Raw genomic sequence first — 22,876 nt, forward strand, 5'->3', positions numbered from 1 at the left:
GAGTAACGGCATCACAGCGCAGTTACACAGGGTGGATCTCCCTTGGTCGTACGTCGCAAAGGTTTGCGTAGGAATTGATTTTTTCTATGAAGTGATTGCAGAATCCAGTGACCCCAGTGCAGTGGCGAAAACGTGCAGAATTGTTGGCAACCGTTACCTAATAGAAGACATACATTGACCTTTCCGCGATGACAATATGGGGAGTTGGAATTCAGGATTACTTTGAATTTGAACGAACACTTCATCAACGCCCCGGGGAGTTAATACCCACCACGGCAATACCCACCACGGCAACTACACATCGTTTTGCGGCTCGCAGCGCGGCGGCGCTCATTGCTACCTGCAGGAGCAATGAAGCAGAAAATTGGGCGGCAAGATTGCGATCGTTTTCGACTGACGGCCGTGTCGCGTCGCCGGATGGTCGCGTGAGATCGTGCTGATGCAGAAACCTAATTCGCTATGTGGGCCGGCCTTGTCCATCGGCTCGCGGTTTCGCTCCACGTTTCCTTTCCAAGCCTTATCGCCCTCATGCAGTTACGCTTCACTTCGTTCGCTGTGGGCAACTCACGGGAGCACTTGCATCTCCAGGAATACGCCCTTGGCGGGCGCACCACAAAAAAAAGCCGGCGTGTACGCCGGCTTAAAGTTCGGTCGTTCGAGGGGGCCAACCGAACCTGAGAGAACTACAGCATAAGCAAAAAAACGGCTGAGCAATCCGATAAACAAGACCGGAACTTGCCCGCATTTCATCCATTTTTTCGTCAAGCCGAATCAAATATTCAAGAATATTGCGGGCACCCACACAGCTGCGTCGACCACTGAAAAGGCCATACCGGTATGGCTTGTCGAGCAGCGCACCGGTGCGAGTCGTCTATCGGACCCGCTATTGGGTGACGATCGTCGCAGACCGCGACACCACCGGCGCTTAAGTGTCCGCTGCACCTACAAGCCGCTCGTAGGCTGCGGTCAAGGGTCGAACGACCCATGAAAACCTGTCGAGATAAACCCTCGCCGATTCAATAGCATCGACCCGAAGCATTCAAACGTGTTGTAAGTGGACATCGGGCGACAATGCATAGCGCTGGCGCGTCGAACTGCGGCAGTCACCCCTTAGTGAGTAGTGGATAAAGATCCAGGCGATGTGGACGGTCGCGTCCATCTCGCTGCAATATGCGTGACATCTCACTCTGGCCACCGCCGGATTCAACGTCTTCATCGAGCTTTCAGTCGTTCACGTTGTTCCTACATCATAGCGGACCGCCTTACTGCAACAGAGTCCAACGGGCTACATGCAGGAGCGGCTCGGCCGCGGGAACATCGTGGCCACCGTCCTGCACGATCGCCGCCGCTTCTTCACCGTGCTTTAGTGTGCATTACGGGCCGTATCAAGCCAGCCGTCGAACTGCGTTTTGTTCGCGGCCAACCACTGATCCGCAAGTGTCGAGACGACCGTTGTTGCACCGTTGCCCTTGCTGATCGCAAGTTCCCAGGCTGACCATGTCGCCGATGGAAAACGGACCTGTTCGACGAGCTTTTTGACAACCGGATTGGCGGCGATAAATGCCTTGTTCGCGACCGCGCCGTAGTTCCAGGATGCCATGGCCATACGGCACGGATTGGCGCCGCCCGCGCATCCTTCGACGCCATTCACGAGCGCCGAGCCCCGGTTCGGCACGTTCGGCGGTAACGCATCGGTGGGCGTTGGCAGCCACACGACGTCTTTGCCCGGCACAAGCACGTTGGTCGTCCATGACGGACTCCACGCGTAAAAGAACGCCGGCTTGCCGTCCTTGACGCGAGTCACGACGTCCGCCATCAGCGCCTCGTATTTGCCGCTCACGGGATGCACTGTCTGCCGGAGTCCGAATTTGTCCAGCTGGTAGTTGACAACGTCACCGCAGCTCCAGCCGGGATCGCAGCTGATCAGTTGCGCCTTGCTATCGTCGCCGAACAGCGCGGCAATCTTCGGGTCCTTCATCTGTTCGAGACTGGTGATGTTGTGCGCCAACGCGGTTTTCTTGTCGATCAGATAGCCATTGATGCCACCACCAATGATCTCACCGCCGCCGACCATTTCCGCCTGGCTCTGGACCACACGGAAATCGGGCTCGCTCTGCGGAAAATTGACGTCGGTCTCCATGTCGACGTCACCCTGCGCGACCGCCTGAAAGAACAGCACTGTCCCCATCGTGCTCAAATTCACCTCGTAGCCCAGCGACGTGAGTGCCTTCTTCACAATCTGTACCGCGACGTAATTCGCGCCCAGGCTGTCGGTCTGCGCATAGTGAACCGTCTTGCCCGCGCCCGGGAGCGCCTGCGGGGATGCGGCCATCGCGTGCGTTGCCAGTGCCACGCACGCCGCGACCGTTGCCACTCGCATCATTGCTTTCATGAATGTCTTCTCCCTATGTGATATTGAGGTTTAGCGGTACTACCGCTGCGGCGACTCATCGAAGTGATGATCGGTTTTGCCGTCGTGGCGATGCGATACAAGTTACTTGACGCTAAAAAATGCGTCTTCCACTGAAAGGAAGGACGGTGGTGACAAGATGGCCTACCGTTCAACGTATGGTGTCGGCCCGGCGGCTTCATCGCGGACAGTGGCGTGAAGATGTGGCGAGAGCGCCGCAAGTGACGCGTCGTGACACGTTGATAGCGACGACCGCGACGCTGCGCATTGTTGGCTCGGGTGAGCTGGGGGTCATCGGTTTGACGTGCGATCGGGAAGGCGTTCTATTGCGTGTGCGGAGTGAGCATTCGGCGGTTTCCTGCGAGGGTCGTGGACATCATCGGCGCGGTGAGGATCCGGATGCGCCCGATTGCCATTCTTCTTCCCGACCCCCCGAAGCGTTCTTCAATCCCACTGGGGTACGCTGTCAGGCATGCTTTTCACGACCTTTGTAACGATATAAGTAAAGTAGCGTTCGATTCCGATTTCACCTATCAGCAAGGAGTCAATGAAGCGCTGGTAGTGATAGATGTCGCGTGACACTACATGCAGTACATAATCCACGCCCCCGTCCGTTGCATAGCACTGCAAAACTTCCGGCGCGGCGCGCATGGCCTCCTCGAAGCGCCGCATGTCTCGCTCCGTATGCCGCGCCAGCGTCACTTCCACCACGATCCGGCTCGCGTTGGTGGTCCCGACCCAGTCGAGTTCCGCCCGATAGCCCTTGATGACGCCGCTCTCCTCGAGCTTGCGCACCCTTTCCCAGGTGGGTGAAATCGACAGGTTCACCTCTTCGGCAAGCTTTGATTTCGTGATGCGGCCGTCGCGCGCGAGAATACGCAGGATGGCGATGTCGTAGCGGTCGAGCTTGACCACCGTCAGACGGCCACCGGGCTATCGCGCTCGATCACGTCATGCGCGTCAGGCGTCGAGGCCAGCTTTGACAACGCGATCGGGCGCGTGCGATCGTGGCCGCGTTCTTCGCCGCGTTCTTCGCCGCGTTCTTCGCCGCGATCATCGCCGATAAGCGGCACGGCTGGCGCAACGAGTGATGCACGCATTACTGCTCCTTCGCGAACAACTTTAGTAACCGAGCACGAGATCCACGCTGCAAGGCAAAGCTCCGTTTGCCCGGTAGGCACCAACGTTTGCCGCGATAACGGCTGCTGCGGTCTCGAAATCGGTTGGTGCAGAGATATGGGGAAGCACGCTCACTTGCGGATGTTGCCACAGGCGCGAATCGGCAGCTAACGGCTCTTCATCGAAGACATCGAGAACCGCATGTGACAGGTGTCCGCTGTCGAGAGCCGCGAGCAGATCGTCTGTCACGACGACGGGTCCTCGAGCGAAATTGATGAGGCCCGCACCCGGCTTCATAACGGCAAGGAGGGCGGCATGTAGCAAGCCGTGCGTTTGGGCCGTCAGCGGCACGAGACAGACGACTATATCGCTCATGCGCAGCATGGTGATAAGCCCATCGTCGTTTGAAAACGTCTGTACGCCGGGCAGCCTTTTTGCCGAGCGGCTCCAGCCTGCGACCTTGAAGCCGGCTTCTCCGAGGCGAACTGCCGCTGCCGTGCCGAGCGAACCGAGCCCGAGTATTCCGACGGTCAGGGTCGAAGGCTTGCGATAGGCATGCCGATGCCAGATCCCCTGCCACTGTTGGCGCAAGTAGGCCGGCATGTCGCGCTGCAAATAGTACGTCCATGCAAGCACCGCTTCAGCCATGGTCCTGGACATTTCGGGGTCGATCATGCGCACGATCGGCGGGCCGTCGGCCGCTAGCCGGGTAACGAGCTGCTCCACTCCTGCCCATAAGCTTTGCACCCAGACCAGATTGGGCAACGCGGTTACGTTGGCCGGATCGGGATTCGCGACTATCGCGATCTGAACACGCGCGCGCTGTTGCGCACTCATTTGGCGAAACAGGACGACGTTCTCGGCAGGCATGGCCGAAGCAAGCGCTGACAGATAGCTTGCTTCGTCATCGCAACGTATGTTGCTGATCAGAGCGATCGGGTCTGACATGAAAACTCCAGCGGCAGGCAGGTGAAGTTCGAATTTAGATCAAGCCGGTCCGGGTCACGGCCGCCAGCACGTCGTGCTGGTCAAGCGCTCGATTTTTCGGCCTCCATCTCCGCCATGTCCTGAAAGCGGTCGGCAATGCGCGGATGAGCGCGCCCGCCGTCCGCCGCGCCGATTGCGATCAGGATTTCGTCGGGGCCGGGAGCATCCGCCACCTGGAACGTTGCCGTGACGAAGTGCGACCGCTTTCCCGTTTCGGACTTATGAATCATTGGCACAGACAGGAGCGCGCCGGGACCCGAGCGCGTGTTCGTGAAGCTGAGAAATGCGGTGCCGTTGACCGCCTCGCGGAACATGTTGCCAAAGCGAAGCGTGTGGATCAGTGCCGAGCCGTGCTCGATCTCACCGTTCACACCTACGGTAGCAGCCTTGCCATACGCCTCGACGCAATCGGCGGGCATGATCGCAACGAGCCGGCGTGTCATCTCTGCGCCCAGCACGGGGGCGAGACGCAGAATCTCCGGTCGGAGGTCTTCCACGAAGCCCAGGCCCGCCCACGGGTTGCGAATGATTGCTGCAACGACCACTGTAGTGATTGGCCGCTCGGCCTTCCGGCCACCCTCGATAACGGTCTCTTCGATAAACGTCGCGATCTTGCGAATCCCAGTTTCCATTTGCCCACTCCATTGGTTAGCGGTTCGTCCTATACGAATGCTAACGATGGGAATCGGGTGCGTCCTCCGCGTCTTCGGGGGATGATTCTTTTATTTTTTGCTACGGTATGTCGTATATTGAAATAAGACTTTTGGATGCTCTGATATGCCAGATCAATTGTCGCGAATCATGTCGCTTCGTGATGTCGCGAGCCAAATCAACTCGGACGGCGACCTTGATACGCTGCTGCGAGACCTTATCCAGGCGGCATGCAGGCACGGCTCCTGGGACCTGGGATCGATCATGACCGTGGACCTGGCGCATGGTTACGCGCTGGTCACCGCGCGCTACGAGACCAACGCCATGTTGCGCCGCCCGCTGGGAGATCGCTGGGAACTGGCGACCAGTCCAGCGCTTATTGCGCTGCAGCGCTTCGAGCCCGTGTACATTCGCGACGCGCGCGAGTCCGTTGAATTTCCCGGGTATCGGCTTGAAGCAAATGAGCGTGGCTATTGCACCGTGCTGATCTATCCCATGGCGAGCGTCGACGTAGAAGGACGGCCCATGGTGTTGGCCGTTACGTCGCGCAAGGTGGTGGACGTGTCGGCGGATGACCTCGCGTTCATGGCGATCATCGTGCATCTGGGGGCGATAGCGATTGAACGCGCGCATCGTCATCGCGCGCAGCTCGCTGCGGCCGAGCAATTGCGCCGCGTGCTGGGCGCTCAGGGTTCGCTGTTGCAGGAAGTGCTGGCCGGTGGTTCCACAGAAACGCTCACCGCGATGCTCGGCGATCTTCTTGGTGTGCCAGTGCTCGTTCTGGATTTCTTCGCAAGCAGCCTGCTTGCATCTGCGTCGCCGGTGCCCGGCGTCCATGATGACGGTACGTGGCGCATCATGCTCGAGGGCGCCACGGGTCGCGAGATTCTTGGCGATGTCCGGGAGGCTGTAACGACCCGGCGCGCCGAGACGATCACACTGCGCCTTGGCGACAAGCTCTCGCTCTACGCCCGCATAGAATCGCTTATGGTCGACGATGAAGCGGTCGGCGCATTGCTGACCTTCGACAAGTCCGACGCGAATGATCTTCAGAAGCTACTCATCGAAAGTGCGAAGTTTGCGTTGAGCGTGCAATTGATGCGCAGCGTCATACGCTTTCGCTTCGAGACGCGAACGCTCACCGAATTGTTTTTCGAAATCGTCGAACGCCGCTGGCGCGACGAGCACGATATGCTGCTGCGCGGCCGGCGCCTCGGACTGTCGCTTGCGGCGCCTATGCGAATGCTCGTGACCGATTTCCCGGATAGTACGAACACGTCCGCCGATCTTTCCGTCGATGGCCATCGCGCGGTCGCGCTGCTCGCGGCGCAGCTGCATGTTGCGGTGCACATCGTGACGGTCGGCGGGGCGCTGGTGTGTCTCGTGCCGCAAGAGGAGGGCGTGGAACTGGACCGGGTCGCGCGATTGGCGCAGCGCGTCTCCGAGACATTGTTCCGCTCGTTCGGCAGTGAACCCATCGTAGTCGTTGGCGACACCTGTGAAGGTCTCGAAGCGATCGCGAACGAATGGGAGCGCTGCTGGCGCATGATTCGGGTTGCCCGTACATTCGGCAGACGGGGCGCGATGACCGTCCCCGACTTTGGACCGTTGCCCATGCTGATCGGAGCCGCCGACTCGGCCGACGTTCGTAGCTTCATCGACGGCGCCATAGGTCGGGTGGTGGAGCACGACAAGAAGCATAAGTCGGCTTACCTCGAAACCCTGGCTGCCTATGTTCGCTCAGGCTGCCGCAGTCAGCATTGCGCCGATGCGATGGACCTTCACGTGACGACCCTGCGGTATCGCCTGTCGAGGATCTCGGACCTGTTTGGCATCCAGGTCGAAACGCCGGAGCAGCGTTTCGCGATCGAGCTTGCGTTGCAACTGCACAGCTTGGTCGAGAGCAGCATACCGTCCGCGAAGCGCTCAAAGTCGATACCTCGAATGAGAGGTTAATTAGGCTCGGATATCCTTCGATCCAGCGGAAGAAACCCTTTTTTGCATGGCTTAACTTAGACCTCAACGTAACGACGTTCGAGGTGAAGTACATGCAAGCCGAAGTTTCAGATAAACCTGTCGCCATTGATCCGGTGGCCTTGCGCCGAGCGTTCGGCACCTTCGTGACGGGGGTGACGGTCATCACCACCCGCGACGCCGAAGGCCGTCCCCGCGGGATGACGGCAAACTCGTTCACGTCGGTGTCGCTCGATCCGCCGCTTCTGCTCGTATGCGTAGGAAAGGGCGCCTCGAGTTTTCCTGTCTTTCAGGATTCTGATCACTTCGCGGTCAACCTGCTACACGAAGCGCAGACTGACGTCTCCAATCTGTTCGCCTCCAAATCTGCCGATAAATTCGCCGCCGTCAGTCACGACGGCGTCCACACCGGCGCCCCGGTGCTGACCGAATGCCTGACGTGGTTCGACTGCACGGTCCATGACCGGGTGGATGCAGGGGACCACACGATTCTCATCGGCCGTGTCCAGGCCTTTGGAACGAGTCCCTCTGCGCCGCTGGGTTTTTGCCGCGGCCGCTACGCGCAGGTCAAGAATCCGTTGCCGCCGGGCTGGCTCTCATCTCACAACATGATTGTCGGTTATCTCATCGAGGCGGAAGGCTCGCTGCTGCTGGCAAGCGACGGCAAGAACGGCTGGACGCTACCTAGCGCACCACACCGGCTCGTCAACGGCCGGCTTCCTATTGCTGGAGGAAACGATCTGGAATTGCTGCCCGACGACACGTTCCTCTATTCCGTCTTCGATGCAGCCGGCAGCGATTCCGGTTACCTGATTTACCGTGCCCGGCTGGCATTGCCGCGTGCGGCCTGCGATATCCCCGAGAACTTCCGTTTTTTTCCGCTCGAGCAGCTTCCGTACGACGATATTCCGACGATGGAAATACGCGGAATGCTGCGGCGCTATGTGCGCGAGAGCGCCGGCGGACGGTTCGGCATTTACATGGATTCACACGATGGTGGCCGTGTCGCGATGGTGAGCGCAGCGCAGCCGCACACACAGCATCCGCAACCTTGAATTTGGAAAGGACATGATGAAAACGACAGTCGAAAGTTTGCAAGGGTCGAGACAGAATCTATTCATACACGGAGAGTTCACACCTCCACGCAGCGGCCAGTACGTGTCAAGTTATGACCCAACAACGGCGCAGCCCTGGTATGAGTTTGCGCAGGCGAATGCCGACGACGTGGATGCCGCCGTGCGTTCGGCGCAAGCGGCGCTGAAGAGCCCGGCGTGGCGGCGGATCACGCAAACCGATCGCGGCAAACTGGTGCGCCGTCTCGCCGATCTCGTCCTCGCCAACGCGGACGAACTGGCGCTGATCGAATGCCGCGACAACGGCAAACTCATCAAGGAAATGCGCGCCCAGATGCGGGCTATCCCTGATTCGTATCTCTACTTCGCCGGAATGGCCGACAAGCTTCAGGGTGACACGATCCCGGTCAACAAGCTCGACACGCTGAACTTCAATTTGCGTGAACCGATCGGCGTGGTGGGGATGATTATCCCGTGGAATTCGCCACTGATGATGCTCACGGGCACACTCGCGCCGTGTCTCGCGATAGGCAATACGGTAGTCGTGAAGCCCTCGGAACACGCGACGGCTTCGACTCTCGCGCTCGCTGAACTGGCTATCGAGGCGGGCTTTCCTCCGGGCGTGTTCAACGTGGTCACGGGCGACGGTGTGACAACCGGCGATGCGCTCACCCGCCATCCCGGCATCGCTAAATTTGTCTTCACCGGCAGCACGGTGACCGGGCGCAAGATCGCCGGCAACGCGGCCGAAAATCTCGTTCCCTGCCAGATGGAATTGGGAGGCAAGTCGCCGCACGTCGTGTTCTCGGATGTCGACGTGGAACGGGCCGTGAACGGCGTCGTGTCGGGCATCTTCGCGGCGGCCGGGCAGACCTGTGTGGCGGGTTCGCGCTGCTTCGTCGAGGCAAGTGTCTATGAGCGATTTGTCGAGGCGCTGGTCGAGCGTACGCGCCGTGTGAAGGTCGGCCATCCGATGGCGGACGACACCGATATCGGGCCGCTCGCGCTTGCCAGTCAGCTCGACAAGGTGGTGGGTTACGTTGCGTCCGGTGTTCAAGAAGGCGCAAAGATCGCGATAGGCGGGCGCCAGCCCAAGGACCCGGCTCTGTCGCGTGGCTGGTACTTCGAGCCGACCGTGATGACGCAGGCTCGCAACGAGATGCGCTTCATGCAGGAGGAAATTTTCGGGCCCGTCGTGGGCGTGGTTCCGTTCTCCACGGAAGAGGAACTCATCGCGCTCGCCAACGACACTGAATACGGCCTTGCCGCGGGCATCTGGACTCAGAACATCGACCGCGCCCTGCGCTTTGCACGCGATATCGAGGCGGGTACGGTCTGGGTCAATACCTATCGCTCGGCGGCTTATATGTCCGCGAACGGCGGCACCAAGCGAAGCGGTTACGGTCGTCGGGGCGGCTTCGAAGTGATGCGTGAGTTCTCGCGTCTGAAGAACGTCGTGATCGACTACTCCGGCGCCATGCAAGACCCGTTCGTTATTCGTCTGCGCTAAGCCATGCGCCTTGCCAAAAAACCAATTCAAGAGACTCATTATGAAATTCGCCATCTCGATCAGCATGGAGCGGTTTTCGCCGGCAGACTCAATGTCGACTGCCATGTCCAATATGCTTGCGCTGGCCCGTATCGCCGATGAGGGCGGTTTCGAGACGCTCTGGACCGCCGAGCATCACACCATCGAATGCACTGTTTCGCCTAATCCGTTCGCTATCCTGACTTGGTTGTCTCAGCACACGCAGCGCATCAGGCTCGGAACGGCGACGCTGGTTGCGCCGTACTGGTCGCCGATCCGGCTCGCAGGCGAAGCCGCCATGTGCGACCACCTGACCGGTGGACGCCTCGAATTCGGGATTGCGCGCGGTGCGTATCAGTATGAGTTCGATCGCATGGCCGGCGGCATTCCTCAGCAGGAAGGCGTGGCGTACCTCAAGGAGATCGTGCCGGCCGTGCAGAAGCTCTGGGCCGGCGACTACGCCCACGACGGCCACTACTGGAAGTTTCCGCTGGCGACGTCCGTGCCCAAGCCATTGCAGCAGCCCCATCCGCCTATTTGGGTCGCCACGCGCGACCCCGGCAGTTTCGACTGGGCGGTGGGTATCGGCGCGAATATCTTGTCTACCCCGCTGTCCGCGCCCCCGGCTGAAGTCGCAGTGCTGGGCGAGAAGTTCCGCAAGGCGGTGGCCGATCATCCCGAGCGCGCGCGCCCGCGCTTCATGATGCAGCGGCGCACATGTGTTTATGATCGTCCTGATGACTGGCACACCGCTGTGCGCCACAGCGTGGATTATGGGCGCACCTTCGAGAACCTGATGCAGAACATCGGCACTGTCACGGACGGTTTCCCTGAGCCCGTACCTTACGAGACGGTGGCGAATCGTGCCAACTACGACCCGGCCAACATTCGCGACAACCTGATGTTCGGCACGCCGGACGAAGTGATCCGGAAGCTGCAGATTTACGAGGATCAGGGCGTCGATCAATACTGCCTGGGCCTCTCGTTCAATCTGCCGTTCGAGCTGCAGGTCAAGACGCTGCGCCTCTTTATCGATGAAGTGATGCCGCATTTCGCCGCCCGCGATGCTGCCAGTGAACGGGATTCGCGGGGTGAGCAAAGCGTCGCGGCTGCGGGGTACTGAGCCATGGACGCCGCCAGGACTTCAACGACGCAAACAGCCGATGACCGCACGTTCACCGACCGTGGCATGGTACTGAATTATCGGCTTCAGGGTGAGGGTTCCCGGGCGTTGGTCTGCATTCACGGCGTGGGTTCGAGTCTCGAGGCGTGGGAAGGCGTCGCAGCAAAACTTGACGATACCTTTCGCATCCTGACGTTGGATCTGCGTGGTCACGGACGCTCATCGCTGATCAAGGGCCGCTACGAGATCGATGATTTCGTGGGAGACGTGTTGGCTCTCGCTGACCATGTTGGCTTCGAGAGATTCGACCTCGCCGGTTTCTCGCTCGGTGGCCTGATTGCGCAGCGGCTTGCGCTCACGCATGCGCAGCGTCTGAGGAAGCTCGTGTTACTGGCCACCGTCGCGGGCCGGACGCCCGAGGAGCGCGAGCGGGTCGCCGCGCGGCTCGCTGCGCTGCAAGCCGGCGACCGGGGCTCGCACTACGATGCGTCGTTGTCGCGGTGGCTTACCGAAGGGTTTCAGCAGCGCAATCCCGAGCTGGTCGCGCGCTTGCGTCAGCGCAATGCCGAGAACGATCCAGACTGCTACGCGGCCGCTTATCGCGTGCTGGCGCAGACGGATTTTGGCGGATTCATCGATCAGATCTCCGCACCCACGCTGATCGTGACCGGCGAGGAAGACCAGGGCTCCAATCCGTGTATGGCGCACTTCATGCATCAGCGCATCCCCGGCTCGCAACTCGAGATCCTTTCCGGCCTGCGGCATTCGATCCTGATCGAGGCGCCAGATCTCGTCGCGACGCTTATGTGCCGCTTTCTGGCGGGTGAAGATGGGGAGATACGTGAGGAGACGGGCCGATGATTGTGGAAGAGCGGATCTACCGGATCAGGAACGGCCGAATGGGCCGTTATCTTCAACTTGTGCGGGAGGAGGGACTGGCGATCCAGCAGCCCATCCTCGGCGGTCTCGTGGGGTATTTCACGACCGATATCGGTCCGCTCAGCCAGGTGACGCATCTTTGGGCTTACGCTGATCTTCAGGACCGGGCGCGCCGCCGTCAGCAACTGGCGGACGATCCCAGATGGCAGGCTTTCCTGCCCAAGCTGTCAGAGAACATCGAGCAGGCGGAAAACAGGATTCTCGTGCCGACGGACTTTTCGCCGTTGCGGCATCTGTCCCGTTCCGCCGGCTCTCAACAGGAGAAGAGGCTATGACCGAGCGCTTGAAGATCGAGCACTTGTACAAGGTGTTCACGGACAAGCCGGAGAAAGCGCTGGCGATGCTGAAAGCCGGGAAAAACAAGTCGGAGGTGCAGGAGACACTGGGCCACGTCGTCGGGCTCGACGACGTCTCCTTGAGCGTGCCGTCGGGGGCGATGTACATGATCATGGGACTGTCGGGCTCGGGCAAGTCCACGCTTGCACGCTGCATCAATCGTCTCAACGAACCGAGCGCCGGAAAGATCCTGCTGGATGACGAGGACATCTGCACGCTAGACGAAGCCGGTTTGCGCGACGTGCGGCGCAATCGCATTTCCATGGTCTTCCAGCATTTCGCGTTGCTGCCCAACAGACGGGTTATCGAAAATGTCGAGTTCGGGTTGAAGCTGCGCGGTATGTCGGCCCCGCAGCGACGCAAGCGCGCCGAGGAAGTGCTGAGCGTCGTCGGTCTCGCGCGCTGGGCATACCACCTTCCGCATGAACTGAGCGGCGGGATGCGCCAACGCGTAGGCCTTGCACGAGCGCTCGCCACCGACGCCGACATCCTCATCATGGACGAAGCGTTCAGCGCGCTGGACCCGCTTATCCGCACCGAGATGCAGGACGAATTGCTGCGCCTGCAGCGCACGTTCAGCAAGACGATCCTGTTTATTACGCACGACTTCCAGGAGGCGCTCAAGCTCGGCTCGCGCATCGCCATCATGTCGGAGGGGCGGCTTGTGCGCGAAGGCACTCCGCAGTCGATCGTGCTTGAACCCGGCAGCGATTACGTCGCCGCCTTCACCCGCGAAGTCGACCGGGGAAGGTTGTTCGATGCTGGTTCGGTGATGACGTCGCTCGTGACCATCCTGCGCGGCCCGAACGGGATCGTCATGGGCGACGCTTCCGGCGAACCGGGACCGGGTTTCATGCTCGACGCCGATGAACGCATCCTCGGCACCGTGACGGCGTCTGAGATAGAGCTCGCGCGCGGCGGCTCGATGCCCCGGCCGGACACCCGTTTCGCCTGCGTGCCCGCCGATACCAAGCTCGTCGACGTGGCCGGCAGCTATCGCGCCGGCGCAACGATCGGCGTCATAGACGACACCGGCCGCCTGATAGGCCGTCTGGAAGCCGGGCAGATTCTTGCCCGCATTGGCGCCCCGGGCGCCGCGGGAGTACGCCATGTTATTTAAAGCCGATGATCTTGCCGTGCTGCCGGTCGGCGATTGGATCCAGCACGGTGTGCAATGGATCGCGCTCAACCTGCGGCCGTTCTTTCTGCTCATCAAATGGCCTGTTGAACGGTTGTTGACCTTCAACGACAGCGTGCTTCACGCGATCCCGTTCCCGGTCATGCTGTTGTTGATGTTCCTGCTGGCGTGGCGGCTGGCGAGTCTTGGAGTCGCCGCATTCACCTTGGTGGGGCTGATCGTCATCGCGATGCTTGGCGTCTGGGCTCAAGCCATCACAACGCTCTCGCTGATCGCAACCGCAATTGTGTTCTGCGCGGTGATCGGCATTCCGGTCGGGATTTGGTGTGCGCGCAGCGACCGGGTCTGGCGGATCGTCCGTCCGGTGCTGGACATCATGCAGACCACGCCGACGTTTGTGTATCTCGTGCCCGTGGTGATGCTCTTCGGCGTCGGCACGGTACCGGGCGAGGTGGCGGTCGTCATCACGGCCATGCCGCCGCTCATCCGCTTCACCCACCTCGGAATTCGCATGGTCGACCACGAGATCGTGGAGGCGGGTCTCGCTTTCGGAGCAGACAAACGCCAGCTTCTTTGGGAGGTTCAGTTGCCGCTGGCAATCCCGACGATCCTCGGAGGCCTTAACCAGACCGTGCTCACCGCAATGGTGATGTCGGTCGTGATCGCGATGATCGGTGCGGAAGGCCTGGGGCTTGTCGTGCTTCAAGGTCTGGGACGTCTCGATGTCGGACAGGCGGCCATAGGCGGTATCGCCATCGTGTTGCTAGCGATGATGCTTGATCGCATCACCCAGAAGCTTGCCCAGTCGAAGGGCGGAACCCGAAGCGCGCTTCTGCCGGTGCTGGCGAGGTTCATCCGGGGTGGACGAATTCCGAGGGGCACGGCTGCGGCAGACACGGCCCACGACGCCGAAAAGGCCCTGTGATGACGTACGGAAAAATCAGTTGAAGTAAGCGCACCCAAAGCGCGTCAGGTTTGAAAACCAGACGATCGAACGATCACGAACGAGGAGCATTGATGAAAGCATTTGTCCGGGCAGTAAGTGCACTGGCTGCCGTCGCAGTTGTCGGCCTGACATCGGCGGGCGTGGTTGCAGCCGCGCAGGCGCTACCCGGCGACGGCAAGACGATTCGCTACGCGCAGGGTGACAGCCTCGGCGGGAACTATGTCGCGGCACAGATCGTGATGAAAGCGATGAAGGCGCTGGGCTACGACGTGAAGATGAGCACGATGAACACCACGCTGTTCTTCCAGGCTGCGGCGCAGGGCGACGAGGATCTGGCGACCGATGTGAATTTCCCTCAGCGCGAGCCAGGTTTTCGAGCCGTTGAAAAACAGGCGGAAATAGTCGGCAACGGCATGATTGTAGGTGGCGGGATCAACGGCTATATCATCGACAAGAAGACGGCGCTTGCATACAACATCACCAGTCTGGAGCAAATGAAGGATCCTAAGATAGCGGGGCTCTTCGGCAGCGACGGAAAGGCGGAACTGATCAGTTGCGACCCGGGTTGGAGTTGCGGTGACGTGGTGGATTACCAACTGGATAAATTCGGGCTCAAGCAAACCGTTCATGCTGTGCGGGGCAAATACGAGGCATTGATGGTGGATGCGGTGACGCGCGTGAAGAACGGCAAACCCGCGTTTTTTTACGCATGGAGTCCGTCGTGGACCACGAACGCGCTGGTTCCGGGAAAAGACGTCGTCTGGTTGCCTACGCCCGCGGACGCGCTGCCGCCTAACGTACCCAACAAGGCCTCTGCCCTCTTGAAAGGAGTGGAGGGTTGTGCTGGCGGTGCTGACCCGTGCCGCATGGCCATGTCGTCATGGAACTTCAATTCAGTGGCGAACAAGGAGTTCATCGCCGCCAATCCCGCAATCAAGTCGCTGATCGAACAGGTTAAATTCCCTGTTGCGACGTGGTCGCAGTGGGAATATGCCATCAGCAAGAAGGGCGGTTCGTCTGCGCAGATCACGAAGCTGGCGGATGATTGGGTTGCGAGCAACAAGTCGCAATTTGAACAGTGGGTCGCGATGGCAAGTAAAGTCCGCTAGCGCGGCGCAGACCACGGTTCGACTGTCGAGCGCACGCCCGACCACTTGGTTCCGAAACTCACCGTTCAGCAACTATTCGACAGACGGTGTGCCGGTGAATTCCTCAGGAGTACCGCAAAGCATGCTTTGCGGTACTTTTAGCGCCAGCGTAGAACGAGAGGCAGCGAGCGGGTCTACCAGGCGCTAGATCAATCCGCCGGAATGGAACAGTCGTCCTATGACGCTACATCTGAAGGACAAGTTTGTCCTTGAAATCGGCGCGCCGTTTTACCTGACTCTGAGATTTTCTCAACGGCCGAAAACTGAAAATTGCTGAATGCGCTTGTATCACCAAGACCCGTGCCGATACTTTCACAATATCTGCACAAACCGCTCGCGTTTATGACGTGCTGGTTGGTATCCGCGCTGGACCGTAGCAAACAGGCAGATACTGATCGGGCGCGGAGTGCGACTCTACAAGCGCGTCAGGTATTCGCGGGACCCGGTTGGCCATTAGATTCGGGAGCAGCGGCATACAGACGTCGTGTCGCCGTTAGGTGGTTGAACTTGCGGGCCAGTCAACCCGGTACTCTGTCGCGAGATAAAGCGGCACGGCGTGTGCTCAGTTCGAGGGCGGATCATCGAGATCTGCTTCGCCCGCTTACGCCGAGCCGGCATCACATGTCCACAGTGCAGTCTGCTCAGCGCCAGGTATGGACAGAGCGAACTTCTCCGCTATTCCGTCAACATGAACTCACTTGACAATAGTCTTATATGCCTTTGCGCGACACCCCACGAGTGGAATGCCTTATGCCTGTTTGCCATCGAAGATGTTGGTCGGGCCGCTATCGTACGTCCTCTCTCCTACCGTTTGTGTCCCGCGGGCTATTCGGCCACTTTCCAAGACCCCAGCGGGCGCACGGTCGCACATGCGGGGCCACCGTCCTTGGCCCTACCTGGGAGGAGAGCCTCCACGACGCTGCCAGCGAGCGCTTTCTCCAGCAGGTCGGCCGGGAGATGGTGGATATCAATCTTGGCTCGCCGATTCCACGGCGACGAGGAATCGCCGGCTTGTTCACCTATGGCAATGTAAACAAAGCGCCGCGTGGGCCCTCGCGGCGCACTAACTCGCCCAGAAACTGAGGGCCAGGCGCAACATCCACTCGCACATCGAACGAGAGCGGCTGGCCTCCGGCGACGACCATGCCCACCGGCTCACCCTTCTTGTTTTGCAGTGAATACGCCACCCCAGGCACAGGCTCTCCAATCGTGAGCCGCAGTGTGATTTGTTGATCTGCTGCCATCGTGTCCCTCGAGGTCGTGACGCCCGCCTGCGAGCTTAGCACGCCCATCCGATCGAAAGGCCGCTCAGGGTCGCGTAGTGCCGATCGACGGCAGACCGCTTACGGGCGCTCGGCAAGCACGTACGAACCTGTGCCGTGTAGATGCTTGTCTCGGCCGGAACGACAGGAATGTCGCGATAGCACGGATTCGCATTCGGTGACGGGTTCAAGGACAACATTGCTTCGGCACGAAGACACGGTGACATGTCCGCTCCCGGATCCAGATCGGGCATTCGCTGCGATATCGTGAACAGCGGTAACGGGTCGACTGCTGCCCGGCACGGACCAACAACGGCCGACCATGTCGGCCGTTCTACGTCGGACCGGGTGCGGCCAACTACGGTCGCTGGCACGAACTTCCGCTTGGACATGCGAACGGTGACTTCGGCCGGAAAACGGACCGTCGCAATTCCACGGCAGTTGCCGCGTCGTCGGCCAAAGCAAGCCGCCCGGGCGCGGAAAGTACGTGGCGGCCAGTGACCGCACCGTACACGGTACGTCAGGGCGAAAAACGCTGCGAGACCACGCGCTATATTGGTCCCGCAGTTTCAACAATTTTTGTGAACCACTAGAGATCGGCAGTCATCTTCCTCGTGTCCAAAGGATAGCGTGCAACGTGGAGTTACCCGCGATCTGGCCGCTCTCGGTGATCCCGACAGCTTCGCTGAAGTTGTCACCGGGGAGCGTGCCCAGGTCGGTCATCACCCCGTTTTCAAACAGAAAGGCGTGCGGGGTGTACGGGTTGGTTCCGGTATCCGACTCGCCGACCACCTGGCCGCGATTGTTGATCCCAAAAGCGTTACTGTAGTTGCGACCGGGGAGCGTGCCCAGGTCAGTCATCACCCCGTTTTCAAACAGAAAGGCGTGCACGTACCCGCTTGCGGTAGACGACACGCCGACCACCTGGCCGCGATTGTTGATCGCCTGAGCATGGCTGAAGGCGCCACCGGAAAGCGTGCCCAGGTCGGTCATCACCCCGTTTTCAAACAGAAAGGAGTGCGCGTACCCGCTTGCGGTGGTCGAGTAACCAACGACCTGGCCGCGATTGTTGATCCCAAAAGCTTCGCTCTCGTCGCCACCGGGGAGCGTGCCCAGGTCGGTCACCACCCCGTTTTCAAACAGAGAAGCGTGCACGTACCCGCGTAGGTTGGACGAGTAACCGACCACCTGGCCGCGCTCGTTAATCCCGGCAGCTACGCTGAAGTTGCCACCGGAAAGCGTGCCCAGGTCGGTCATCACCCCGTGTTCGTACAGAAAGGCGTGCGTGTTTCCGCGTGCGGTGGTCGAGTAACCAACCACCTGGCCGCGATTGTTGACCGCGGGAGCTCCGCTGTAGTTGCCACCGGGGAGCGTGCCCAGGTCGGTCACCACCCCGTTTTCAAACAGGGTAGCGTGCGTGTTCCCGCTCGCAGTGAGTGAGTAACCGACCACCTGGCCGCGCTCGTTGATCCCGAGAGCGTTGCTGTAGTTAAAGCTACCGGGGAGCGCGCCGAGATCCCTGATGATGAAACTTTGCCCTGCGGCAGGCTGGAATGCGGCGACCGCGAGCAGGGTGAAAGCAATCAGGGCGCGGCGGACATAGTGCACACTGCTGATTAGCTTGAGTGCGGATTGCATAGTGATCCCCTTTCCTGGGACATAACCCGGTTCGCGATCGGCCGCCTGGCCGTAAGCGCGTCGAATACATTTTGACAAAGACGCGGCCAATAAGAGGGAGGCAATCCTCACGGTCCCACCTACGACCTTGGGCAAGCAACGGCGAGAAGCCAGGAGTGGGCGTGCAATCATGTTGACGGCTCCTTTTAGCTGAAAGACTATTGGGTGTCGGTGAAGCCGAGGGGCGGCAAGCGTTTGTTTAGTTCCAAGTGCATTCTGCGGATTTACAGTGCCATTTCGGACTCCCTGAGAATCGTGGACAGGGAACATTACGGCATGCATTGCTGGATGACCACGCAAAGCGATCTTAACCATCCAGCAGCATGGCCTATTGCCGTTTCAACCAAAGCGGGCTCTCACAAGCAAAGAGAGACCAAGGGCAGGCAGGTGTCAGATGCCTGCTAAAGCTAGCTGAACTTCCGACAACTCACTACCGGACAGTCAGGGGCATATGCACCAACATCGACATGTACGTCGGCAGGACTTCGATTTATGCGCGGCACAACCGGGTACACCTCGCGTCTCGATCTAGGCGGAGGTCGATAGAAAGTCGAGTTTTTCTGTAAATAATAAAATCCGGTATATATGCCGTTTTCACATCTGTATCGGGATACATTGCGTTGGCTTGCATCAGAAAGCGGACATGGCTAGTTCGGACTGCTGGTCGGCACAGCCCGGACATTAGAGCCGATCCACCGTGGATCACCGTGGTCAATGCCGAGATCGCCCATTATCCGCTTCCCGTGTTGGAAACTAGAAAATGTGTACAGATAGAAGCTATTGATCAGTCTAGTCTATGGAGTGCTTTTTTCAACTTATTAAATAGTGAGGCAGATTAATGACAATGCAAAATTGCGATGACTTAACTTTGCTCGATAGTGGGTTAAACGATAGCTCGGGTTTGAGCGCTGGACTCGCCGGACCTCTTACGCCGAATGCGCGAAGGACAGCAGCACGTGGCGCTATGTAGCGAATCCCGCACGGCGCCGACGGAGACAAAAACACCCGATCAGGTTGCCGGCATGAGTTTCTTCGAGTTCGTGCGGCAGCTGGAGTACAAGGCCGGGATGCACGGTGGTCGTCAATGTGGCGGATCGCTTCTTCTCTAGCAGCAAGACGTGCTCGAATTATGTCGCCGCACGATTCGCCGCTTCGTCCATATACATCGTTTGTGTTCTGAGTCCGTATGGTAAGGATCGAAGACCGAACCGTTGTTGCCGAGAGCATTGCTCTTTCTGTGCGTTGGCTTTGCCTGACTCCTCTTCTGTCGTCTCACCATAACCACAGGTGAACCGCGTCATGGATGATCCTCAGCGGCGCAGCTCAAGTGCTCCCGAAGTCGCTTCGACTCACGCGCACAGTGGTGATCGCGTTTGTCCGCCAGAGCCCCGGAACTGCCCGTTCGGCAGGGGAGATAACGAACGGCTGTTGAGGGTCGATAGCGCCTATTCGATTCACTCGGAAGCGGTCATTGCGGAACGGCCATTAGCGCGACGCCATGAATGGCTGGTATGGCCGATGCAGGGACTGTCGCGATTCGACCGCATACGGGGAGCTATCCGATGTTTTCGGACCAATCCCCGTATGAGTCGAACGTCAACACCCTGGGAATTGACGAATCGCAGTGCATGCACTAGCGATCAAATATCCAGTTGCCGCCCAACCTGGCGATCCAGACGAAGCTCCGGACTACGTGGCTTTGACGAAATCCGGATCTCCGAAGAGCTTGCGAAGTAGATCCTGGAAGATGGCCGTGGTGTGGTTAAGTCCGTTCGACGCGGCGAGTACACCAAGAAACTCCGAATCCCAATGGGTGTTCACACGCAGCAGTTTGTCATACCGGACGGTCTGGTCCCGTCTGACGACAAAGTGTGCCACCAGTTCCGCCTTACCGTCTGTCACCTGGACTTCAAGCAGCGTTGCTTCCAACGTTGCAGTTGCGCTAGCGTCGTAATTCCCCGACGTCGACAGCTCGGTACGTATCGCTTCGTTCAGGTATGAGGACCACGAACCATCTCCGGGCGCAGAGAATCGAATAGCTCGCACCGATGTCTGAACGTTGGCGGGATCGGCTCCCGTCGTCACCCGGTAGCGTGCCGCAGGAGGAAGGCGCGCTAGCGTCATCTGATTGGCCACGCTGGCTTGGTAGAACAGCACTTGCTGGGTGACGCACCCGCTTATGGTCAGCGCGCCAGCTAGGATCACCGATCCGGCAAGCGATCTGGCAAAGCGGCGACGGGCTCCGAGGTAGCGTATCACTGGGCCAGGTCCGACGACTGATCGATTTCTTCGAGACTTTTAGCCACGATCTGTCGGATCATTGTGTCGGAGGCTTGTTGAATAGGCATCGATTGAAGTCCCGCGGGGCCAGATGCGTTGCCGATCGTCGTGTAGATAGCGTGCTTGACCACCTTGGTCACTGCATCATGTCCAGGTTCGACGTAGTTGACGGTGCAGATATACCCATCGGTGACCATCGTGCCCACGAGGCCGAACGTCAGTCCGACGCCGAATCCCTTGGCTGCCACGTTGTCTGTCAACGCGATGTTGTTGATTGAAATGGACAACTTGCGGCCAGACGATACAGGGTCGTACGACACCTGACTAAACAGGCCGGATTGCGATACCTGCTCGTACACGCGTGGTTTAACGGCCTCAGTAGCCCGTGCATTTGCTACGCCCTTGCTTTGGAATTCGACCAGCAACTGGATTGGCTGTGGGCTTGCGGACTTTTTCAGATCCGCGTAGTGCGGCTCGCCGAGCGACTGGTCCACATAGGAATGTGGCGTCATGCAGGCGGAGAGCGATAGGACAAGACCGATTACACCAGCGAGCGCGATTGCACGTTTCGTATTGAACATAAATATCTCTCGTTTCTACTTTTTCGGATTATCTGGAAGAGAAGCTAGCCCCGGTAGCCGCCGCTCGACGGATCGGACTGCATCAGATGCATCGACCGACGAAAAAGCGCCTCTTGTTTTACGGCCGACAATTGCGATTCTTTAGGTTTCGCGGCCGGCGATTTTTTTTTAAAAGCGCTGGGCAGCTAAGTGCTCGATACCCTGCCATATATCGATCTGCCGGACGTGAACGCCCACCACGGCAGTCGCATTCGCATCAGCGTTAGGGCAATCGAAAACACAGAGTTCTCTTCGCCTGTCGCGCGAATCCACGTGGACCTCGGTGGCGCTCTCATTACCTGCGGGCGCAAGATGAAACAAGAGGGCGTAAATGCCTTACTCGTTCCGGTGAGAGATGGTCACGAAGAAGAATATTCAGTGTTCAGATTTTTCTCGCATTCGAACGGCTTTGCATTCATGCGCATTTTCGTCACCCACATCAATCCACATGCAGGTGACGTTGATATCGATTTTTTGCAGCCGCGAGGGGCATGGTCGTGATCGCGTTTACCTAGGTCGATCCTACGTCCGGCCAGTTTAACTAATTCGCGTCTCAAATCTGGCGAATCTAACGAATTCGGTTCGGACGTATCGAAATCGAGAAACGCGTCTCCACGAGTTCGACTCCTGTCACAGCAACGTCTGGTTTTCGCCCAAGGAACACATCAAGCATGTCAGTGTCGGAAAGGTCCCGAAACTCGACGGACAGCGCCCAGGGCCTTTCCTCGTACCCCAACTTTTCACGTTGTTGTCGCTTCGCCTCCACATAAGCGTGCATATCGGAGCCGACATACCGGACAATCGCGTCGCGTAGCGCTTCGCCCGTGAGCGCAATCCTTTCAACTTTTTTGGGCGTGAACCCGATCTTTATCTTGTTCAGGGGAAGGCTGTCTTTGTCAGCTTGAGCAGTTCGAACTCGCTTCAAGATCGAGGACATCCGGTCTTCCGACACATGGAGCAAGAACACATCTGTGAAATCGTTCGTCTTCAGGTCGACCTTTAACACGCAAATGAACGACGGTAAGGCATCCAGCGCAAGTCTCTGAGCCATGTTGAGCTTGAGCACTGCCGATCTCGTTGTGTGCTCGATGGTCTTTACCTGGACAAAACACGACAGCGGCGTTCGGCGACGATCGACGCGTTCGGATTCGTCGTCGGGAAAATTGATGATGAAGTCCCACCCAGCGAGATCAACTTGCGATGAGTTAAACGTCAGCCCCACCTCTGCGCACAACTCGCCGAACCGTTGCTGCCCCTTGTAGCCGAGCTTTTGTTGTTTGTTCATCTCGTTTTGGATAGGAAATCCTCGACCTGCCGCTCTGGGTCTATTCGAAAATATCGAGGCCTTACTTAGCGAGCGCTTCAGTGATCTTCTCGCGCTCAATCGACTTACGCTCCACAAACTCCTTCAGGAGTTTCCAGAACTGCTTGCTTCTCAGGACGTGCTGGCCTTTCGCAGCGGCGAGCACGAGCGCCTCTAGATGTCTCGATGGTGTATTGGAGTCCATAAGCGAGTAGCGCATATGGTTCGCGAATTCATCGGCCTTATTTTCGGACGATGAAAATCGATAGAGGTACAACATTCGATCGATGGCCGCCGTTGGAGCGGTGAACCACATCGTTGTCGCAATAGGCGGGGAGGGCCCGTTCGAATTGGCTGAGCCT

Annotated in this window: 20 protein-coding genes and 1 pseudogene; 10 read left to right on the forward strand and 11 right to left on the reverse strand. The window is 59.0% G+C overall.

The features are described from left to right. Window positions 1-1,363: 1,363 nt before the first annotated feature. From proX (M0D69_RS15840) to M0D69_RS15860, 5 genes are all read right to left on the reverse strand, one after another. Window positions 1,364-2,392, reverse strand: coding sequence for a glycine betaine/L-proline ABC transporter substrate-binding protein ProX (gene proX / locus M0D69_RS15840; RefSeq protein WP_301782898.1), 1,029 nt, complete (start codon window positions 2,390-2,392; stop codon window positions 1,364-1,366). Between the two features lie 462 nt (window positions 2,393-2,854). Further along, entirely contained in the window at window positions 2,855-3,325 is a 471-nt protein-coding gene (locus M0D69_RS15845; RefSeq protein ID WP_301782899.1) for an Lrp/AsnC family transcriptional regulator, read from the reverse strand. Between the two features lie 2 nt (window positions 3,326-3,327). Continuing rightward, window positions 3,328-3,510, reverse strand: a complete 183-nt coding sequence (locus M0D69_RS15850; protein WP_301782900.1) for a hypothetical protein — start codon at window positions 3,508-3,510, stop codon at window positions 3,328-3,330. Between the two features lie 22 nt (window positions 3,511-3,532). Then, entirely contained in the window at window positions 3,533-4,477 is a 945-nt protein-coding gene (locus tag M0D69_RS15855) for a glyoxylate/hydroxypyruvate reductase A (protein ID WP_301782901.1), read from the reverse strand. A gap of 80 nt (window positions 4,478-4,557) precedes the next feature. After that, a complete protein-coding gene (locus M0D69_RS15860; protein ID WP_301782902.1) occupies window positions 4,558-5,148 on the reverse strand; it encodes an amino acid synthesis family protein in 591 nt (196 codons plus the stop codon). Between the two features lie 145 nt (window positions 5,149-5,293). Between M0D69_RS15860 and M0D69_RS15865 the strand changes: the two genes are divergently transcribed. The 9 genes from M0D69_RS15865 (at window position 5,294) to proX (M0D69_RS15905) (ending at window position 15,333) form a co-directional block, all read left to right on the forward strand. Continuing rightward, a complete protein-coding gene (locus tag M0D69_RS15865) occupies window positions 5,294-7,123 on the forward strand; it encodes a helix-turn-helix domain-containing protein (RefSeq protein ID WP_301782903.1) in 1,830 nt (609 codons plus the stop codon). 92 nt (window positions 7,124-7,215) lie between these two features. Continuing rightward, window positions 7,216-8,196, forward strand: a complete 981-nt coding sequence (locus M0D69_RS15870; RefSeq protein ID WP_301782904.1) for a flavin reductase — start codon at window positions 7,216-7,218, stop codon at window positions 8,194-8,196. Window positions 8,197-8,212: 16 nt separating this feature from the next. Then, entirely contained in the window at window positions 8,213-9,724 is a 1,512-nt protein-coding gene (locus tag M0D69_RS15875) for an aldehyde dehydrogenase (protein WP_301782935.1), read from the forward strand. 40 nt (window positions 9,725-9,764) lie between these two features. Further along, window positions 9,765-10,865: an LLM class flavin-dependent oxidoreductase gene (locus M0D69_RS15880; protein WP_301782905.1), complete on the forward strand. Its 1,101-nt coding sequence runs from the start codon at window positions 9,765-9,767 to the stop codon at window positions 10,863-10,865. A 3-nt stretch (window positions 10,866-10,868) separates the two neighbouring features. Next, window positions 10,869-11,726: an alpha/beta fold hydrolase gene (locus M0D69_RS15885; RefSeq protein ID WP_301782906.1), complete on the forward strand. Its 858-nt coding sequence runs from the start codon at window positions 10,869-10,871 to the stop codon at window positions 11,724-11,726. Beyond that, window positions 11,723-12,079 carry an NIPSNAP family protein gene (locus M0D69_RS15890; protein ID WP_301782907.1) on the forward strand — a complete coding sequence of 119 codons (357 nt, stop codon included), beginning with the start codon at window positions 11,723-11,725 and terminating at the stop codon, window positions 12,077-12,079. The genes M0D69_RS15885 and M0D69_RS15890 overlap by 4 nt, the downstream gene beginning before the upstream one ends. Beyond that, a complete protein-coding gene (locus M0D69_RS15895; RefSeq protein WP_301782908.1) occupies window positions 12,076-13,260 on the forward strand; it encodes a glycine betaine/L-proline ABC transporter ATP-binding protein in 1,185 nt (394 codons plus the stop codon). Before M0D69_RS15890 ends, M0D69_RS15895 begins: the two co-directional genes overlap by 4 nt. Beyond that, window positions 13,250-14,203, forward strand: coding sequence for a proline/glycine betaine ABC transporter permease (locus M0D69_RS15900; protein ID WP_301782909.1), 954 nt, complete (start codon window positions 13,250-13,252; stop codon window positions 14,201-14,203). The genes M0D69_RS15895 and M0D69_RS15900 overlap by 11 nt, the downstream gene beginning before the upstream one ends. 92 nt (window positions 14,204-14,295) lie before the next feature. Beyond that, complete coding sequence (gene proX, locus M0D69_RS15905; RefSeq protein ID WP_301782910.1) at window positions 14,296-15,333, forward strand: glycine betaine/L-proline ABC transporter substrate-binding protein ProX; 1,038 nt, start codon at window positions 14,296-14,298, stop codon at window positions 15,331-15,333. A gap of 864 nt (window positions 15,334-16,197) precedes the next feature. On the opposite strand, the pseudogene M0D69_RS43775 reads toward proX (M0D69_RS15905), so the two are convergent. The 4 genes and pseudogenes from M0D69_RS43775 to M0D69_RS15920 all read right to left on the reverse strand — a co-directional run bounded on the left by M0D69_RS43775 (window position 16,198) and on the right by M0D69_RS15920 (window position 21,172). Further along, a pseudogene (locus M0D69_RS43775) lies at window positions 16,198-16,664 on the reverse strand (DUF5990 family protein). A 573-nt stretch (window positions 16,665-17,237) separates the two neighbouring features. Then, entirely contained in the window at window positions 17,238-18,272 is a 1,035-nt protein-coding gene (locus M0D69_RS15910; protein WP_301782911.1) for an HAF repeat-containing protein, read from the reverse strand. A gap of 1,728 nt (window positions 18,273-20,000) precedes the next feature. Next, window positions 20,001-20,570: a hypothetical protein gene (locus M0D69_RS15915; protein ID WP_301782912.1), complete on the reverse strand. Its 570-nt coding sequence runs from the start codon at window positions 20,568-20,570 to the stop codon at window positions 20,001-20,003. Continuing rightward, the gene (locus M0D69_RS15920; RefSeq protein WP_301782913.1) at window positions 20,567-21,172 is read right to left on the reverse strand and encodes a hypothetical protein; all 606 of its coding nucleotides are present in this window, start codon (window positions 21,170-21,172) and stop codon (window positions 20,567-20,569) included. Before M0D69_RS15920 ends, M0D69_RS15915 begins: the two co-directional genes overlap by 4 nt. Window positions 21,173-21,361: 189 nt before the next feature. Between M0D69_RS15920 and M0D69_RS15925 the strand changes: the two genes are divergently transcribed. Continuing rightward, window positions 21,362-21,712, forward strand: coding sequence for a hypothetical protein (locus M0D69_RS15925; RefSeq protein WP_301782914.1), 351 nt, complete (start codon window positions 21,362-21,364; stop codon window positions 21,710-21,712). Window positions 21,713-21,779: 67 nt separating this feature from the next. On the opposite strand, the gene M0D69_RS15930 is transcribed toward M0D69_RS15925, so the two are convergent. Together M0D69_RS15930 and M0D69_RS15935 are read right to left on the reverse strand one after the other, a co-directional pair. Next, on the reverse strand, window positions 21,780-22,496 hold the full coding sequence (locus M0D69_RS15930) for a hypothetical protein (RefSeq protein ID WP_301782915.1): 717 nt from the start codon (window positions 22,494-22,496) through the stop codon (window positions 21,780-21,782). A 61-nt stretch (window positions 22,497-22,557) separates the two neighbouring features. Next, a complete protein-coding gene (locus M0D69_RS15935) occupies window positions 22,558-22,734 on the reverse strand; it encodes a hypothetical protein (RefSeq protein ID WP_301782916.1) in 177 nt (58 codons plus the stop codon). Window positions 22,735-22,876 lie beyond the last annotated feature (142 nt).

The organism is Caballeronia sp. SEWSISQ10-4 2 (assembly GCF_030464885.1).
Lineage (GTDB): Bacteria > Pseudomonadota > Gammaproteobacteria > Burkholderiales > Burkholderiaceae > Caballeronia.

Bases quoted from the DNA above. Each gene is read 5' to 3' on its own strand.
- M0D69_RS15935 (WP_301782916.1), bottom strand. From the start codon at position 22,734: ATGCGCTACTCGCTTATGGACTCCAATACACCATCGAGACATCTAGAG.
- M0D69_RS15895 (WP_301782908.1), top strand. From the start codon at position 12,076: ATGACCGAGCGCTTGAAGATCGAGCACTTGTACAAGGTGTTCACGGAC.
- M0D69_RS15880 (WP_301782905.1), top strand. From the start codon at position 9,765: ATGAAATTCGCCATCTCGATCAGCATGGAGCGGTTTTCGCCGGCAGAC.
- proX (WP_301782910.1), top strand. From the start codon at position 14,296: ATGAAAGCATTTGTCCGGGCAGTAAGTGCACTGGCTGCCGTCGCAGTT.
- M0D69_RS15865 (WP_301782903.1), top strand. From the start codon at position 5,294: ATGCCAGATCAATTGTCGCGAATCATGTCGCTTCGTGATGTCGCGAGC.
- M0D69_RS15900 (WP_301782909.1), top strand. From the start codon at position 13,250: ATGTTATTTAAAGCCGATGATCTTGCCGTGCTGCCGGTCGGCGATTGG.
- M0D69_RS15920 (WP_301782913.1), bottom strand. From the start codon at position 21,172: ATGTTCAATACGAAACGTGCAATCGCGCTCGCTGGTGTAATCGGTCTT.
- M0D69_RS15850 (WP_301782900.1), bottom strand. From the start codon at position 3,510: ATGCGTGCATCACTCGTTGCGCCAGCCGTGCCGCTTATCGGCGATGAT.
- proX (WP_301782898.1), bottom strand. From the start codon at position 2,392: ATGAAAGCAATGATGCGAGTGGCAACGGTCGCGGCGTGCGTGGCACTG.
- M0D69_RS15855 (WP_301782901.1), bottom strand. From the start codon at position 4,477: ATGTCAGACCCGATCGCTCTGATCAGCAACATACGTTGCGATGACGAA.
- M0D69_RS15890 (WP_301782907.1), top strand. From the start codon at position 11,723: ATGATTGTGGAAGAGCGGATCTACCGGATCAGGAACGGCCGAATGGGC.
- M0D69_RS15885 (WP_301782906.1), top strand. From the start codon at position 10,869: ATGGACGCCGCCAGGACTTCAACGACGCAAACAGCCGATGACCGCACG.
- M0D69_RS15875 (WP_301782935.1), top strand. From the start codon at position 8,213: ATGAAAACGACAGTCGAAAGTTTGCAAGGGTCGAGACAGAATCTATTC.
- M0D69_RS15910 (WP_301782911.1), bottom strand. From the start codon at position 18,272: ATGCAATCCGCACTCAAGCTAATCAGCAGTGTGCACTATGTCCGCCGC.
- M0D69_RS15870 (WP_301782904.1), top strand. From the start codon at position 7,216: ATGCAAGCCGAAGTTTCAGATAAACCTGTCGCCATTGATCCGGTGGCC.
- M0D69_RS15860 (WP_301782902.1), bottom strand. From the start codon at position 5,148: ATGGAAACTGGGATTCGCAAGATCGCGACGTTTATCGAAGAGACCGTT.
- M0D69_RS15930 (WP_301782915.1), bottom strand. From the start codon at position 22,496: ATGAACAAACAACAAAAGCTCGGCTACAAGGGGCAGCAACGGTTCGGC.